General features: G+C 37.8%; 16 protein-coding genes. 11 read left to right on the top strand and 5 right to left on the bottom strand.

Features of this window, described 5'->3' with window-relative positions:
- The first annotated feature begins 26 nt into the window (after positions 1 to 26).
- Entirely contained in the window at positions 27 to 1,988 is a 1,962-nt protein-coding gene (locus tag PQR79_RS14025; protein ID WP_238103199.1) for a hypothetical protein, read from the top strand.
- 120 nt (positions 1,989 to 2,108) lie between these two features.
- Here PQR79_RS14025 and PQR79_RS14020 read toward each other — a convergent pair whose 3' ends face one another.
- Entirely contained in the window at positions 2,109 to 2,429 is a 321-nt protein-coding gene (locus PQR79_RS14020; protein WP_238103201.1) for a helix-turn-helix domain-containing protein, read from the bottom strand.
- A gap of 222 nt (positions 2,430 to 2,651) precedes the next feature.
- Here PQR79_RS14020 and PQR79_RS14015 point away from each other — a divergent pair, with 222 nt between their 5' ends.
- Positions 2,652 to 3,179 (top strand): VspR family transcription factor, encoded by a 528-nt coding sequence (locus tag PQR79_RS14015; protein ID WP_238103203.1) that lies wholly within the window; start codon positions 2,652 to 2,654, stop codon positions 3,177 to 3,179.
- A gap of 1 nt (position 3,180) precedes the next feature.
- On the top strand, positions 3,181 to 4,581 hold the full coding sequence (locus PQR79_RS14010) for a DEAD/DEAH box helicase (protein ID WP_238103205.1): 1,401 nt from the start codon (positions 3,181 to 3,183) through the stop codon (positions 4,579 to 4,581).
- A 330-nt stretch (positions 4,582 to 4,911) separates the two neighbouring features.
- Here PQR79_RS14010 and PQR79_RS14005 read toward each other — a convergent pair whose 3' ends face one another.
- Entirely contained in the window at positions 4,912 to 5,439 is a 528-nt protein-coding gene (locus PQR79_RS14005; RefSeq protein ID WP_238103207.1) for a hypothetical protein, read from the bottom strand.
- A 729-nt stretch (positions 5,440 to 6,168) separates the two neighbouring features.
- Here PQR79_RS14005 and PQR79_RS14000 point away from each other — a divergent pair.
- The 4 genes from PQR79_RS14000 to PQR79_RS13985 all read left to right on the top strand — a co-directional run bounded on the left by PQR79_RS14000 (position 6,169) and on the right by PQR79_RS13985 (position 11,373).
- Positions 6,169 to 8,091 carry an AAA family ATPase gene (locus tag PQR79_RS14000; RefSeq protein ID WP_238103209.1) on the top strand — a complete coding sequence of 641 codons (1,923 nt, stop codon included), beginning with the start codon at positions 6,169 to 6,171 and terminating at the stop codon, positions 8,089 to 8,091.
- Between the two features lie 122 nt (positions 8,092 to 8,213).
- Entirely contained in the window at positions 8,214 to 9,266 is a 1,053-nt protein-coding gene (locus tag PQR79_RS13995; protein WP_238103210.1) for a RelA/SpoT domain-containing protein, read from the top strand.
- Positions 9,267 to 10,001: 735 nt separating this feature from the next.
- Positions 10,002 to 10,427 (top strand): PDDEXK-like family protein, encoded by a 426-nt coding sequence (locus tag PQR79_RS13990; protein ID WP_238103211.1) that lies wholly within the window; start codon positions 10,002 to 10,004, stop codon positions 10,425 to 10,427.
- Between the two features lie 238 nt (positions 10,428 to 10,665).
- Positions 10,666 to 11,373 (top strand): hypothetical protein, encoded by a 708-nt coding sequence (locus PQR79_RS13985; protein ID WP_238103212.1) that lies wholly within the window; start codon positions 10,666 to 10,668, stop codon positions 11,371 to 11,373.
- Positions 11,374 to 11,617: 244 nt separating this feature from the next.
- On the opposite strand, the gene PQR79_RS13980 is transcribed toward PQR79_RS13985, so the two are convergent.
- Positions 11,618 to 11,884 carry a hypothetical protein gene (locus tag PQR79_RS13980; protein WP_182699043.1) on the bottom strand — a complete coding sequence of 89 codons (267 nt, stop codon included), beginning with the start codon at positions 11,882 to 11,884 and terminating at the stop codon, positions 11,618 to 11,620.
- A 187-nt stretch (positions 11,885 to 12,071) separates the two neighbouring features.
- Between PQR79_RS13980 and PQR79_RS13975 the strand changes: the two genes are divergently transcribed.
- The 3 genes from PQR79_RS13975 (at position 12,072) to PQR79_RS13965 (ending at position 14,590) form a co-directional block, all read left to right on the top strand.
- The gene (locus PQR79_RS13975) at positions 12,072 to 12,479 is read left to right on the top strand and encodes a LexA family protein (protein WP_182699042.1); all 408 of its coding nucleotides are present in this window, start codon (positions 12,072 to 12,074) and stop codon (positions 12,477 to 12,479) included.
- A complete protein-coding gene (locus PQR79_RS13970) occupies positions 12,480 to 13,736 on the top strand; it encodes a Y-family DNA polymerase (protein ID WP_182699041.1) in 1,257 nt (418 codons plus the stop codon).
- Between the two features lie 110 nt (positions 13,737 to 13,846).
- Complete coding sequence (locus PQR79_RS13965; protein WP_238103213.1) at positions 13,847 to 14,590, top strand: endonuclease; 744 nt, start codon at positions 13,847 to 13,849, stop codon at positions 14,588 to 14,590.
- A gap of 142 nt (positions 14,591 to 14,732) precedes the next feature.
- On the opposite strand, the gene map is transcribed toward PQR79_RS13965, so the two are convergent.
- Entirely contained in the window at positions 14,733 to 15,518 is a 786-nt protein-coding gene (map, locus tag PQR79_RS13960; protein WP_238106271.1) for a type I methionyl aminopeptidase, read from the bottom strand.
- Entirely contained in the window at positions 15,511 to 15,735 is a 225-nt protein-coding gene (locus PQR79_RS13955; protein WP_238106272.1) for a ParD-like family protein, read from the bottom strand. Before PQR79_RS13955 ends, map begins: the two co-directional genes overlap by 8 nt.
- 276 nt (positions 15,736 to 16,011) lie before the next feature.
- On the opposite strand from PQR79_RS13955, the gene PQR79_RS13950 reads away from it, so the two are divergent.
- Positions 16,012 to 16,287, top strand: a complete 276-nt coding sequence (locus tag PQR79_RS13950) for a transcriptional regulator (protein ID WP_238106273.1) — start codon at positions 16,012 to 16,014, stop codon at positions 16,285 to 16,287.
- Positions 16,288 to 16,292: the final 5 nt, after the last annotated feature.

Here is a 16,292-nt window from a genome sequence, read left to right as displayed (position 1 = left end):
AATAATTTAAAGGAACTAGATAATTTATGAGTGCAATTGTCAATTTAGCATTACTTGAATCATTAAAAGCTCATGATTTCAAAGATGAGATCGATCTCTATATTCCATTTTTAGCCAATACTATCTTAGAGATTGAAGCCTATCCTTTTGATGTACCTTCTCTAGCAAATAAATTTAAAGAGAAGTTTGGATTTAAGCCGCCAGAAGCAGTTGTCAAAGTACTATTAGTGAGAGCCAAAAAAAATAAGCTTGTTAAAATTGAGAATCATTTATACGTACCCATAAGCGAAAATTTAACTCCTTTTCGAGAGCAATACGAAAAAAACAAAGCTCACCTCGAAGATGCATTGGCATCTGTGATTTTTGATTTTATTGAGTTCACTAATTCAACATTCGATAAAATAATTACAGCAGAATATGCCGAGAACATATTACTTACCTTTATTGAAAATAATGTAGCGTCGTTAATTTCTAAACAAGCTGTTTCAAAGAGAAGTTCAAAAAACAATATTAAAAATGAATCTCATTTGGTTGCTAGTTACATCGCTCATCTTTATCAAAAAAACTCAAGAGACTGGGAAGAGGTGCAGACAGTTATCAAAGGTGTTGTATTGGCAAATTATTTATTTTTTGCTGATACGAAAGCGAAAGTTTCAGCTAAGAAAACTTATTATAATATAAGTGTTTATCTTGACACGCCTTTAATTGTTGCGTTGCTTGGCTATAATGGTAATTTGTCAAAAAATGCAATTCAAGAGTTACTACAGCTGCTGCAATCACTTGAAGTTAATGTTTATATTTTCGATAAAACATTAAAAGAAACTGAAGGGTTGTTTGAGGCTTGGAAAAGAGATTTGAAAAGAGGTAGCGCAGATAACTTTAATCCAGCAACGCTTCATCTTTTATTAAGCAGAAATATTGATATCCCGCAACTAGAAACGCAACAGGCCTTACTCGAAAAAAACCTAGCGGGGTTAGGTATCAACGTAAAATATGGATGGAAAATAAATCCAGAGCATCAATGTGATGAAAAAGAACTAGAAAGCCACTTAAAACGAATGCGAGCTGTAAGCTCAACTTCCAAGCAAAGCATTGAACACGATGTCATTTGTATTTCTAGAGTCAATAATTCAAGAGCGGGGGCCGTGACTAAATCGCTTAATGATAAATTTTCAGTGTTTGTAACGCCAAATGCTTCGTTAATTAAGCACGCAAATAGGTTTTTTTCATCTGACATTGATTCTGGTATCCCTATAGTAATTTCAGATACTTGGTTAACAACTATTTTTTGGTTAAAACATCAAAATAATTATAAAGATTTACCGACTCATTCATTAGTATCTCATGCATATGCGACATTGAATAAATCAGATTCTGTATGGGATAGTTTTTTATCTAGATTTAAAAGATTAAACGCAGAAGGAGTGATTGATGACGAAACGGTAGAAATAGTTCGATATCATAAAAGTCTACTTAAAGAAGTCAATGATTGCTCGATTGAGGTCGGCGATGATTTTTCTGATGAAGGTGTATTGGAAATTGTTAAACGTATTGAAGCGCAGAAAGAGGAAGCTAAGAACTTAGCTGTCGCTAGTGCAATTACTCTTGAGCAAGAAAAGCTATTTACGGTAAGTAGTAAATTATCGAAAAGTGACGAAACGGTAATTAAGTTTGAGTATTTTATTGATAAAAGTAGCAGGACACTCTCATTAATATTAACAGCTATACTAGGAATTTTATTAATTTTAGGCTTCTATGGTTCGCTGAAAGGATTAGAGGTTTTTAACGGTGAAACTAATGTTATTCTAGGATTGGCAACGGTTATAATGTTTTCATTGAACATCTTAGGCACATTCTGGGGAATAAATTTAATTATTATTTATAAAAAACTTTCTGAAATACTCAGTAAGTGGTGGAAAAATAAAATATTGAATGAGCAAAATTCTTCAACTCGTTTAGATCCATTTATAGATGAAGAAAAACCTTAGAAATAATACATTTCTTTAACAGGCGGGTTGAAATAATGGAAAATAGATATGATAGATTTATACTAAACAATTTAGTATAAATCTATCATAAAATTGTATATTTTCTAGTATCTTACCTTATTAAGGTACTTGGTTTTTTTTTACATTATTAAGTAACTTGATCTTATCTTCCTCTGTCATCTTTTCAAGCAAGCACAGCAACTTAGCTGTGCTTTCTGATTCACAAAAAAAGTAAGCCACAGGCACACCTAATTCATCGGCCATCGCTTTTAAGGTGGTGTAGTCAGGAGTGTGCTTGCCCTTCTCATAATGATTCATGCGCGCACTCGCCGTACCTGGCTCCATGCCCAATTGAATGCCAAGCTGTTTCTGGCTGATGCCCATAGCCTTTCTTGCTTGCTTAAGCCTAAGCGGTAGTGGATTGATCTGTTTGTCTGACACGAGTTCATTTTTATTATTAATTCCAGATAACTTAGATTGTCTTAGTTTTTTTCCTTAAGGTATACTAAGGAATCCTTAGCTTTTTGTTTGTTGTTGTCAAGTTTTTAGACTAAAACAAAAAAATTAAGCTATTGGAATAAAAAAAACAACAATGGAATGTCACAAAAAAACGCCAGGGATGAACTCTTTACTTATTGAAATTATTATAAATTGGTAGTTAACGTGACGATATCTGTTATCAGTATAAATGAAGTTATCCTCAACATTTTGAAGGATAAAAAATTACAACAAATTAGTGCTGTTGAGCTGAAAAAATTGTTTCTGGATGCTTCTCCTACCTCAAAAAACAAACAAGCGACTCAGTTAGTTCATAGAACACTCAACAAATTGTGTCGGTATCAGTTTTTCGAAAAAGTAGCTGTAGGTAAAAAAGTAATGTTTTCAAAAACAGCACAATTTGATGAAAACCGCCTTAGTGACAGTAAGTCTAAGTCTGAAGTTATTCATCCGAGTGAAGTAAAAACAAGCATGACAAATTCAAATGAACTAAAAGCAACACTTAATCAATACCAGATAGATCTACTTGGGCTGATTGGTGAAGCTGAAGAGTTTAAACGGCTTATTAACGAGTATCCAGAGGCTAAAACGACACTTTACCCTCGGTATATGCAGGCTAAAAACCAAAGTTCAACAATGGTTGGCAAGATCAATGCTATTGAAGTTTTTATAAACAGTTTAGAGGGCTGTTAACATGATAAAGCTCAGAGATTGGCAAACGCGATGTGTTAAACATGCTCTTAATATCTATCAATCACAAAATCATTTTTTATGTTTAGCGACACCAGGTGCAGGTAAAACTGTTATGGCCTCTGAGCTTGCGATGAGATTATATGAGCAAAAAAAAATTGATTTTATTTTGTGTTTTTCACCGTCAACAGAAGTAAATGAAAGTATTCGACAGACGTTCTCAAAAAGATTTAAACGTCGATTTAACGGGCTAATTGGCGCTATAGGCGGGGTATATACCTACCAATCAATGCCTTCCTTATCTGATGAGGTCTGGCAATTAATACGCAGTCATAATGTGTTTGTGATAATGGATGAGATACATCATCTTAAAGGCACTGAAGTTGGTAATGCCAATGCTTGGGGAGAAGAAGTGTTGATTAATATTCAAAACCAAGCCACCTACACACTAGCCCTTTCAGGTACGCCATGGCGCTCTGATAATGCCCCTATTGTATTATCGACATTTACTGAACCAGATAACACTATTCATTGTGATTTTATCTACGGCTTAAAGGAGGCAATTGCTGATGGAGTATGCAGAGAACCTAAAATAGTGCTGATTGATAACAATAAAATAAACTTGGAAAGTAACAATCTTCAAGAGTCATTTTCTTCAATTGAGCAATTACTGAGTAAGTCTAAAGTGAGCTTTCAAGGACTCATTACCAACCAAAAGGTAATGGAATATATGCTGGGCGAAAGTGTAAATAAACTAAATGAAATCCGCGAGCATAATCCAAATGCAGGTGGATTAATTATCGCCACATCGATTAAGCACGCAAAGCAGTTGTATCATATTTTAGTCGATAAACTCGAGCAAACTGCGAGTATTGTTACTTCAAAAGTGCAGCGTCCATCCTTAATTATTGATGATTTTCGGCACAGTAAAGTACAGTGGATTGTTAGTGTGGGAATGGTAAGTGAAGGGACGGATATACCTAGACTTCAAGTTTGTTGTCATTTGAGTAGGATAAAGACTGAAATGCATTATCGGCAAGTGTTAGGTCGAATATTAAGAGTGACTGACGATAAAGATCAACAAGCTTGGTTGTTCACACTGGCAGAAAAAAGCCTGACTGAGTTTGCATATCGCATTAATGAGGACTTACCAGAAAAAACAGTTGTGTTTGAAAAATCGATTTCTGATGAGTTAGATTTAACATCTGAAGAGTCATATGACGCAGAGCTAAAAACTGCTTTTGACTTTAACATAGATTTGAATTTAACTCAGGGCAAAAAGCCTATAAATCCATCACAGAATTTATCAGATATTGATGAAGAAAACCTTTATAACTTAACGCTGCTTGGTGGTTTTAAAGAAAAAATAGTGAAGATGTTTGATGCTCATTTGCAGTGTAATTGAGCTAAATTTTTGATAGGAAACTATAAGGGGCGGGGTTATTATCTTGTAATTGCAATCATTAAACCTCCTTTTGAAGGTGATTATTATTCTGTTTGTTCTATTTGTAGCAGAGCGTGGCCTGCCACTGTTGGATATCTGGACTGTAGTTGTCTAAGTGAGCAGCTAGCTCGCTTATGCCCCAAAATGAGTTATTACCTTTAACCAGTGGCATAACTTTTTATAATGATAATCACAGATTGATTTACAAAACAGTGGCTAAAATAAATTAGCCACTTCATCTAATCATTGAACGTCAGTTGTAACAAATAACTTACAAGCTTGATGGTCGTTTTACTTTGTTAGAATATGTTCATTTCTACTTTTAGAATCTACTAAAATTTCTTTAAAAACCCATCCGCCTTGAAGTTGGTTTGCGCCATTGTAACCAGTACCAGCTTCCCAAGTTACAGTAGAATAAATGTAATAATCACCATCTGGAACGTTATAGAATGAAAATCTACCATCACCATCAGCAATAACTTCAACCAAATAGTTATAAATTCTATTATCTACTAATTCTAATTCAACTCCTACGCCATAATTTTGCTTTATTACAGCTTTAACAAATTGTGTAGAATAACTAGAAATAGGGCTCAACATTACCTTATTTCCCGCACAGGTTTTAACATCACCCCCTCTTGTTTTAAGAAAACATTGGCCAGACACATGGTTTTGCCCTGTTCTACTAGCTATTTTAGTATATTCGTCCACTGGCCAATCAACTCTAGGCATCGATGTTGTTTGATAATGACTACGCTGTACAGGAGTACACCCAGCAACAAATAATAAACACACAATAGACAACACAATTTTAGACATCCATTTCACCATTTAAATTATAAATAACTGAAAAGGAATACTACATAACTTTCTATTTTTTGCATAACTTTGAGTTTCTCAATCTTCAGAAATGTGGACGATGTAAATTAATTTATGCCCAATAATGAGTTTGCTACCTAGTCCTATTTGAGGGATTTTCGTTTACGAAACTTTCCGTGATGAAGAAGGAGACTTCCTTGATGACGGAAATGCAGAAAATGTCGACAATAGCCTTTATCTTCTCAGTCCAAATAAGTGTCTATGTCTAATGTTCGGTTTACCGCTTGATATTCGCACAACTGTCCTTCATATTTAGTTAGAGGGACTTCCTCATAAACATTTATGGACAAATGATATGGCTCTTAAACCTGGACCAAAACCAATTGCGGATTCAACAGGGAAACCTGACCAACGTCGACGTGACAATAAAAATACTCCGGGAAATACTCCGGGGCTTAAACCTAGTAAATCCTCCAAGAAATAATGAATACAGGCCAAAGCCATCTTTGGGATGGCTTTTTTATTTTAGGTACAAAATGTACGCTAAGCATACAGAAGATGAACTTTCGCAGATGTATATCGAGGAGTAGTCGCCTTATAATAAGCGAGTCAATTGGGACTGGTTTTCCGCTGGCTCTCCAAACCAGTGCATTATGCGTGCGTTATAGGGCTTACATCGCGACAGCACTACTACTTTGCGTGAATACATAATATATAAAACGAGGGATTATGTTTATTTTAAAGCAAGCGAAGATTAGTAAGTACAAAAGCTACACTACCGAGCAGAAAGTCCAACTTGACGATAGTGTAACCACTCTTGTCGGGAAAAATGAAAGTGGTAAAACTGCGTTCTTGGAAGCCTTGGCCAAACTCAACTACTTTACCAGCGATGAAGACTTCAAGTTTGACGCTGTTCAAGACTATCCTAGAAATGAATTAAAGAAATATCAAAGGTCGGGCGACGACATTGAGCCAATTGTGTGTACTTTTCAACTCGATCGAGAAACAATTGACCAAATCAATACTGATCTCGGTGAAGGTGTACTAATTACCGATTCATTCTCAGTATCAAGTAGATATGGTTCTGGGCTCTCCTGGTACTACATCAACTCAAACGAAGATAAATATATTGAAAATCTTCAAGTGTCACTAGAGTTCAGCGACGAAGTAAAAGCAAAAATTCTTGCACTAGGCACCGTCAAAAAAATTTCTGAGTCAGACCCCGGTGAAGATTCTGAACTTAAATTGGTAATTGACCACATAAAAAACACCATTATTAAAGGAGGCTTTGACTGGGGACTGAAGTTAATTGATGCTTATATTACTAAAAAATATATATACCCAAAACTCCCACGCTTCTGGTATTTTGACGAATACCATGAGTTGCCTTCAAGGATCAGTATTGATGCAATCCGTAGTAACTCAATCAGCGGTGAATTGACTAAGCAGCAGCTCGAAACAGCGAAGGCGCTTTTTGAACTATCGATGATTGACATTGAAGAGCTTTCGGATTCAACCAACTTCGAGTCGTTCATTGCGGAACTCGAAGCTACATCAAATGAAATAACGGACAAAATATTTGAATACTGGTCTACAAATAACAACTTATCAATTGAGTTTAAAATAGATCAGATCAATCAGCCTGCTAATCACCCCCCTAAAAAGATCTTAGATATTCGAGTAAAAAATGAAAGACACAGAATTACGCTACCTCTTAGAAATCGAAGCAAGGGTTTTAACTGGTTTTTTTCATTCATTGTTTGGTTTAGTAAAATTCAAGATGAAAAAGATAAAAATTTCATTTTGCTCTTGGATGAGCCCGGCTTAAATCTGCATGCTTCAGCACAGGCCGATTTGCTGCGCTTTATCAATGATCTTTCTAGTAGCTATCAAATTGTTTACAGTACGCATTCGCCATTTATGGTTGAATCAGATGCGTTACATAGGGTTCGGACTGTTTACGACTCTGATGCTGGCAGTATTATTTCCGATGCAATACAGGAAAAGGATCCTGATACACTATTCCCGCTTCAAGCAGCGCTCGGTTATGACATCGCACAAAATCTATTTGTATCAAAAAATAATCTACTTGTTGAAGGCCCATCTGACCTAAACTATTTGACGTTCATGTCTAACTTGTTGGAAAGTGATGGGCGCGAAGGATTACGGGATGATGTGACGATTGTCCCTGTCGGCGGCTTGGATAAAGTAGTTTCATTTATTTCTTTGCTTCGTGGTTCCAAGCTGAAAATATCTTGCTTGTTAGATTCTTTCAACAATGTGAAGGGAGCTCAAAGGCTTGATGGCCTAATTCAATCGAAGATAATTAAAGATAAACATGTCAGGTTCTTTGATGAATTCGCAGGTGATGACTACGAAAAGGCCGATATAGAAGACCTCTTTGAAAAGTCTGAGTATCTTAAGATATTTGGGGAAGCTTTGCCAGACCACAAAGGTATCTCTGTTGACGATTTGGGCGATAAGAAGCAAACTATTTTACTTCAGTTAAAAGTTGTTCTTGGCGGTAAAGACTTCAATCACTATAAGCCTTCGCAGACCTTACTGAGCATGGGGCCAACTCCAGACTTTTTTTCGAAAGAAACTTTGGGTCGATTTGAGAAGATGTTCATTGAAATCAACAAGCTTTTTTAAGCTGATCGCTATACACGGAATGAGCAGAGTCAGCCCTATAACAAAGTATTTCACAGGACTCGCTCTGCTCGCGGTGAATGTGGCGTTATGCTTTTCTAAAACCAATGGATTGATGATATTTAATGGCTAAAGTCGAATTTAAGTACTCTAAAAATGCAGTAAATAAAGCCGGCACTGCCTTAATTGGTAATGATAGTTCGTTACACGATGAAGCTAAAACTATTCTTGATAATTGGAGAGCTTGCCATGTGGCACCGCTGAATAGTTTTCAGACATCATTAAGGCTAAAATTAAAACAAATAGACCCAGATGCGCTTGTTTCCCAAAGATTAAAGCGGATGCCGTCAATAATTTCGAAGCTGGAGAGAAATCCAGGAATGAATTTAGCGAGAATGCAAGATATTGGCGGTATCCGAGCAGTAGTATCAAACATGCGGGAAGTTAGAGCCCTAGAGAGTTATTATAAAAATGGCACTAGAGTATTTACTATAGTTAAAGGTGGCAAAGACTATATCAATTATCCCAAGGAATCAGGTTATCGTAGCGTGCACCAGATTTTCAAGTGCCGAAATGGTTTCTCAATTGAACTTCAGATAAGAACTCAAATTCAACATTCTTGGGCGACAGCAGTAGAAACAATGGGGACATTTCTAAATCATTCTTTAAAATCAAGCGAAGGTCCAGAAGAGTGGTTGAAGTTTTTTTCATTAGCAAGCTCTGCATTCGCAGTTTTAGAGTCCACACCAAGAATCGATGAATACCAAAAACTAACGGACGAGGAAACATTTAAGTTATTGCTGGAGAAAGAGAAGGAGCTAAATGTTATAAATAAACTATCTGGATTTCGCGTTGTCGCAAAACATATCAGCAATGATAGAAAAAATGGTAAGTATCACCTTATCATTCTCGATTTAGACACAAAAATGGCAAACATTAAAAGCTTCGAGGCAAAGCATGTTCATATAGCAAATGAAAAGTATTCTGAAATGGAGGAAGAAGTTAGAAAGGGGAAAAATATTCAGGTTGTTCTTGTCGCTTCTGAATCTGTATCAGCCCTCAAGAAAGCCTATCCGAGCTATTTTCTCGATTCTCAATATTTCTTTAAGAATTTAGAGGCTGTTAGAAAGAAACTTCTAAAAATTCAGAACCCGAAAGGCAACAAGGCAAGCAAGTAGGACGAGATAAAGCCACAATAGAGCATCATTTATAAAACTGGGAAGTAGTAAATATAGGCTCAAGATTTGGAATAAAGGTTCTGCTACAGCCAAAAATGTCAGAATTGAATTTCCCGAAGGAAATGATGTCGTTATTGATTCGGAAATCTCTGATAAATTACCGATGGAAAGCCTTGAAAGGCATAAGTCCGTTGAGCTTATTGCAGCCGTTCATATGCAGACGAAACGAAAGTATGTTGTTCGGCTAATTTGGAAATTTAGTGTGGAATTTAGAAATTTAGTGGGGTCAGGGTAAACTTTTATGAAAAGTAAATTGAAACACTGGCTTTTCTAAAACGTTTATGTCCAGCAATGGTTTAGGGCATGTAACTTATTTATGCCTCATTCGGTGTTACTTACGTTGGTAACTGCCCAGCTTAAGAATTCCATTTGACCAAATTTTAGTAATGATACAAAGTACCTACCACTGAGTGATGTAACATTACCATTGTTACTTAAATCGACTTTATGTGACACATGGCCAAGAAAGTAAAGAGCTCTGGGGAGTCTGTTTGATTGATCCACCGGACGGCTTATACGGGCTAACAAGATCATATCCATAGCTTCAAAGTTTGGGGAGAAACTCTAAATGTCTGCTTCTAGCCGAATTTAGACTTCGCGAAAATGGTGCTAGTATCGTATCAAGCGCAAGCACTCGGAAAAATTGTCCGGTGTTGCGGGTGTTAGAGGTCAAATATGAACGAACCTAAGCAGAAGAAAAAAAGAGTTGATGGTCAAGTCACAGGATTGGCTGGTGAGTTCTTTGTGGCTGGTGAACTGCTGAAGAGAAATCTTCAAACATCAATTACGTTTGGTAATGCTAAAGCCATAGATATTTTTGCGTACAGTGAAGAATCAGGAATAACATATACAGTACAGGTCAAGTCGTTAAGATCTAAAAATTACTTTCCATTTAAACGGTCGGCTATCGTAGAAAGTCACATGTATGTCTTTGTGATTCTAAATAAACCTGAAGTCGCTGTTGATTATTTTGTGGTTCAAGGCTCATCATTGGCAAATGCAGAAGGCGATCTTGAAAAATATCTCGATGATCCAAAATTTCCAGGTATAAACTGGCGTTCTTTGGAGCCTTACCGAAACAATTGGCAGGTGTTCATATGACTGCCTCTAACAAAGCACAGCAGTCACTCCCGTTGGTCGCTGGGACCATCTGTAGATCCCTGTTGGAGGTGTTATGCCTCAATCATGAGTTGACACATTTGGCGGAACAATTGAAAATGTATGTGGACCTGTCGTCTAATTTGGAAAGGCACCACTCTTTGGGTGGGATCCCGGTTCGATTCCGGGTAGGTAAAGAGCATTTTCAACAAGTGTTTTTTACCTACTTTGGATTGGATAAATGCTAGAACAAGATAGACTTGATGTCTTTGCTGCCCAAACAGAAAACGTTAGAGCTTTGGATCAAGCATGGAAGCACATAAACAAAACCATCAATGCTGCTTACTCTAGCGGCGATAATTCTACAGCCGAAATTCACACCAAACTGCTAGCTCAAGTATACTGTGCATTCGCCGAAGCTGTATTCTCGAAAGTAATCCACACACCTGATGGTCTGACCCTCGATGAAATTTCACAAGTAAAATCTCGAGGAAAGAAAAATATCGTGGATGCTTGGAAAAAGTGTGTTGAGCTATCTCTCAAAAAAGTTCAAGGTAAAAGTAGTGGTCATGTCGCTAACACGCGTCAAAAAATAGAGTCATTGATAGATCATTATATTTCTGATCCAAGCCTTCTGAGAAACAAGATTGCCCACGGTCAGTGGAAAGTCGCACTTAATTCAAATAACACTAAGGTCAACTCAGATTTAACCATAAAGGTTCAGGCAATTTCTGTTGTTGACCTTTACCGGCATAAAGAAGCTTTTCAGAGCCTATTTCGCATTGTTGAAGACATTATCGAGTCTCCTAATAAAGCACACCATAGGGATTATTGGTCTCACATAACTGAGTTTGAAGAGTCTCAGCGCAAGATGGCTAGTTGGTCTATCGAAAAAAAGATTGCCTCATTAAGAGCAAAAAGGGAACGTTTTAAACACACCAAAGCATAACAAGTCAAAGCAGCCAGACGTAGCAGAGCTACACCGCTGTATGAAGAGTTATTTCAATAGAAATTTTTATCCGAAACTGACGAATTAGAGTTAAGGCTTTAACTCGAAAATGTCCAAAAACGGTGTTAAGTGATGAATTATCCTTAAAACAAAAGTCTTTGCCACCAAGTATATAGAAAGCATTCTGATACATAGATTGTCCTAAAAAAATTTTTTGATAAAGACATTTGATTATGTAACGATATCAAGTTGCTTTTACTGAACTCACCGTAAAAGTAACTTGTTGCGGCTTGCCCTGCAACGACCTTGTAAATATAGGTTGAGAAACTACAGGTGAGTAGTGATGATCAACTTTTTCGCATTCATCTATGTGTTGAATTAATGCTTTGATCGCATTTTTATATTGCTCAGGTACTCTCATCACTATCGTTTTTTCATATCGAGTCTTACGGCCAGCACCTTTACGTACACCACCATGCGCCCCTTTATTTTCTTCACTTTTATCTGCCATACTTAGAATCTCTTGATTACGTTACGATATCAAGATAGCTTGATTTCGTTACATAATCAAATAAAACGTTACAAGTTCGTTGCTCCACAAGTAAAAGAGCAATGCATTATTAGATTGTAAAAAATAGACTTGCACCTTGATATTTTACTGCTAATATTACTGTAATTATATACAGCGGTTTTGTTTTATGCGTGTTATACCTATACCAGCCCGTGCGGGCATCACTGGCTTTGAAAGCCCTGCGGCTGAATACTCTCAGTTAGGTATTAGCCTGGATGATTTACTGATTGAGCATCCAAGCTCAACCTTTATAGGCATTGCTCAAGGTGAGTCGATGCAAGACGTCGGCATCTTTGATGGTGATATGATCATTGTTGATCGTCATGAGACGGCTCGAAACGGCGATGTCATCGTTGCCAATTTTAATGGCGAGTTTGTTTGTAAGATTCTAGACACCAAGCGGCGTGTTCTCCTTTCTTCTAATCAGCAATACCTGCCTGTCATAATTCATGAATACGATGATTTTAGTATTGAAGGCGTAGTCACTCGTTCTATTCGTTGCCACCGTCAAAGCCCTCTGTTGTGCGGTAATTAGATGTTTGCTCTAGTTGACGCTAATAGCTTCTATTGCAGTGCAGAACAAGTCTTTCGCCCTGATTGGCGTGGTAAGCCTGTTATTGTGCTAAGTAACAACGATGGGATGATTGTTGCTGCTAATCGTCAAGCTAAAGAAGCTGGCATTGGGAAGTTTCTACCTTACTTTCAAGTTAAAGCTTTATGCGCTCAACGTGGTGTTATTGTCTGCTCCTCAAACTATGAACTCTATGCTGACTTATCTAGCAAAATGATGGACATCATTGGCCGCTTTGCCCCTGAGCAACATGTCTACTCTATTGATGAAAGCTTCCTCTCTTTTAAAAACTGCTATCCCGCTATCAAATGCCTCCTTACTCAAGGCCAGTTAATCCGCCGTGCAGTGTGGAAAGAAGCGCGATTAGCAGTCTGTGTGGGTATTGGTGAAACGCTTACTCTTGCTAAAATCGCCAACCATGCAGCTAAGAAGATTGAGGGCTACAAAGGGGTTTGTTTCATTAGTAATGAGCAAGAGCGTATTGCTATTTTAAAGCAGCTTGCTGTAGGGGATGTTTGGGGCATAGGACGCCGAATAAGTAAGAAACTTGAACTAATGAATATCCGTACAGCGTTTCAACTCGCGTCTATGCCGCCGACTTTGGCAAGAAAGCAATTTAGTATTGAAATAGAACGTACCGTTCGTGAGCTTAACGGCCAAGCCTGTAAAGTATGGGATGAGGTGAGGGCAGATAAAAAGCAGATATTTTCGACTAGAAGCGTAGGTGAGCGGATCACTGATTTTGAGTCGTTACAGCAAGCATTGAGTAAGCATGTTGCTATCGCATCGAGTAAAGCACGTAAGCAAGGCTCAAACTGTAAGACTATGCTGATTTTTGCCAGCAACTCACCTCATGATGAACGGCCAGTAAGCTACAAAGCTATTGTGCATTTCCCATGTCCAACCAACTGCACTATTGAGCTAACCAAAGCGATGAGTGAAGCCGCACCAAAGCTTTTTCGTGAAGGCATACATTATTACAAAATCGGTATAGGGCTTATTGATCTAGCCAACGAAAAACACAACCAATTCGATTTGTTTAACCCTCCTAAAGCTAATCCAGCTTTGATGCATACGCTAGATGACATTAACCAACGTTATGGAAGTGATACGATGTTTCTAGCAGCGCAAGGCATAGAGCATAAGTGGTCAATGCGCCGTGACCTGCTAACTCCGCAATACACAACCAAATGGCTCAGTGTACCCAGCATTAAGTGTTAACTAGGTTTTCGCATTGATTAATGTTTTCACTGTTAGTATCACTCATATGCTTGGTCTGACTAGATAAATCAGGCATTATCTAGTCACTGTTCCTTAGCTTAAAGTTTTCAATGAACCTCCTCAAAATTGGTCTACCACTCTTTCTACTGGCTCTCAGCTCTACAGCCATTGCAGCAGGAAATACATCTAATGACTCATTCAACAAAGCAAAGAAGATGCTCGAGCGGGAGGTCTATCAAGATCACCGCGTAACCATCTACTGTGGTGCTAAATTTGACGCTAAAAAGAACATCGAAGCACCTACAGGTTTTGTAACTTCTAAATACATTAAACGGGCAAAACGGGTTGAGTGGGAACATGTAGTTCCGGCGGAGAACTTTGGCAGAGCCTTCAGTGAGTGGCGTGATGGTCACAAGAGTTGTGTCGATAACAAAGGTAAGTCGTTTAAGGGACGTAAGTGTGCTGAGAAGATGAATACAGAGTATCGATATATGCAAGCCGATATGCACAATCTTTTCCCTGCCATCGGTGCAGTAAACGCACTACGCAGCAACTACAACTTTACTATGCTGCCCTCAGCGGTGTCTGACTTTGGTAGTTGTGATATGCGTATAGATGATCGCAAGGCACAACCACCGATCGCCGCACGTGGCGTTATCGCTCGAACATACATGTATATGGAACAGGCTTATCCTAAATACAAAATGAGTAAACAACAAAGTCAATTAATGCAAGTTTGGGATAAACAAGATCCAGTTTCGAGGTGGGAGTGTAAGCGGTCAAAGCGTATTGGAAATCTTCAGAGTAATGTAAATACAGTGGTCGATAGCCGTTGTAAATCACTTGGTTTGTAGGCATTTAGATGGGCGGCTAGCTCATTTATGCCCCAAAACGATTTTGAGGCATAGTTATAGATGGTTGGCGTCTGCCCAAATTGAATTCATATGTCTTATGAATTGCTACATTCGTTTTGATCGAAAGTTTCACTGTCAACCATTACAACATTGGCAGCTTTTCGTCTTCTCTTAACGTGAGAACCTCATAGCCTGTTCTAGTAACCAATACTGTATGTTCCGATTGAGCTGAGAGTTTTTTGTCTCTCGTGACCACCGTCCAACCATCTTTTTTGGTTTTTATTTTTGCCGTACCCTGATTAACCATTGGTTCGATAGTGAATATCATTCCCTCTTTTAATGTAAGTCCACTGTTTGGCTTACCATAATGAAGCACCTGTGGCTCTTCATGCATTTCACGACCTATTCCATGTCCACAATATTCCCTTACAATACTGTATCCATAGGATTCTGCATGTCGCTGTATTGCATGACCAATATCACCAAATTTTGCGCCAGGTTTTACGTGCTTAATACCTTCCCACATAGCGTTATAAGTTGTTTTTACCAATTGAATAGCAAGTGGTGAGGCTGAAGGCATTACATACATTTTGCTTGAATCTGCAATGAATCCATTTTTCTCCAGTGTAATGTCGAGGTTGATAATATCGCCACTTTTTAAAATCTCTGCCTCTTTAGGCACTCCGTGGCACACAACTTCATTAATCGATGAATTTAATACATATTGATAACCATACTGCCCTTTACTTGCAGGACGAGCATTAAGTTCATTAACAATATACTCTTCAACTTTATTATTGATATCCATCGAAGAGATGCCAGGTTGGACGTATTCGTCGAGCATCTTGAAAACCTGCGCAAGTAACTTCCCTGATTTCCGCATTAATGATATATCTTCCTCTGATTTAATCATTACTTGACTATGCATCACAATGCTCTTCAGTTGTTGAAATGTTTGTGGCGGAAACATTCGCAGACAGCATCAGATTCGCCATGATTTGATTAAATGAAAGTTGAGGATGTAACTCGGCTAACATGCCCATTTTGATCCAAAACTCTGCTTGTGAATTGATTGAACGTGACATGACCGAACTTGCTTTACGAAGTTCTTCATGCAGTTCTTCTGAAATTTTAACAATACCCATCAATATACACTCCATATATAAAACATATACGCAATGTATATTCAAAGGGCTGTAGTGTCAAATTTTATGGAGTCTGTAGGATTAATCTGTACCAATGATATAGGACATTTAATTAAGAAATTTTCTATACCTGTAGTTATTCATAAATAGCTAATTTAGCAAAATAACTAGCAAGGTTTTGTCCAAAAGTGTGTCAGTCAGGATAGCTTACCCCAATTTTAGTCATACTACATAGTAGCTGATGTAACGGTGACGATTCAAAGAGAAGAATTGATAATGAAGAATACTAAACTCAATATATTGCTCTCAAAATGTGACGCAACGGCACCAATACCTGATGACTTTACTGCATGGCTTGATTCTCCTTCGGTGGGGAATGAGATAATTACTGATCACGATGAGACGCCTCTGAGTTCTGATGATGAGTATCGTGCAGCTTTAAAGAAAATTGAAGGATTGTTTGATGCAATACCTAATACCGCTGAAGGTGATGAGCTTGAAAAATGGATTTCATTAGTTGAAACATATGAAAATGAACACTTCCCAATGTAACTCAC

Origin of the sequence: Shewanella metallivivens, from assembly GCF_028750675.1 — a bacterium.
Classification (GTDB): Bacteria; Pseudomonadota; Gammaproteobacteria; order Enterobacterales; family Shewanellaceae; genus Shewanella; species Shewanella metallivivens.
This window is presented reverse-complemented; position numbering and strand designations above follow the sequence as displayed.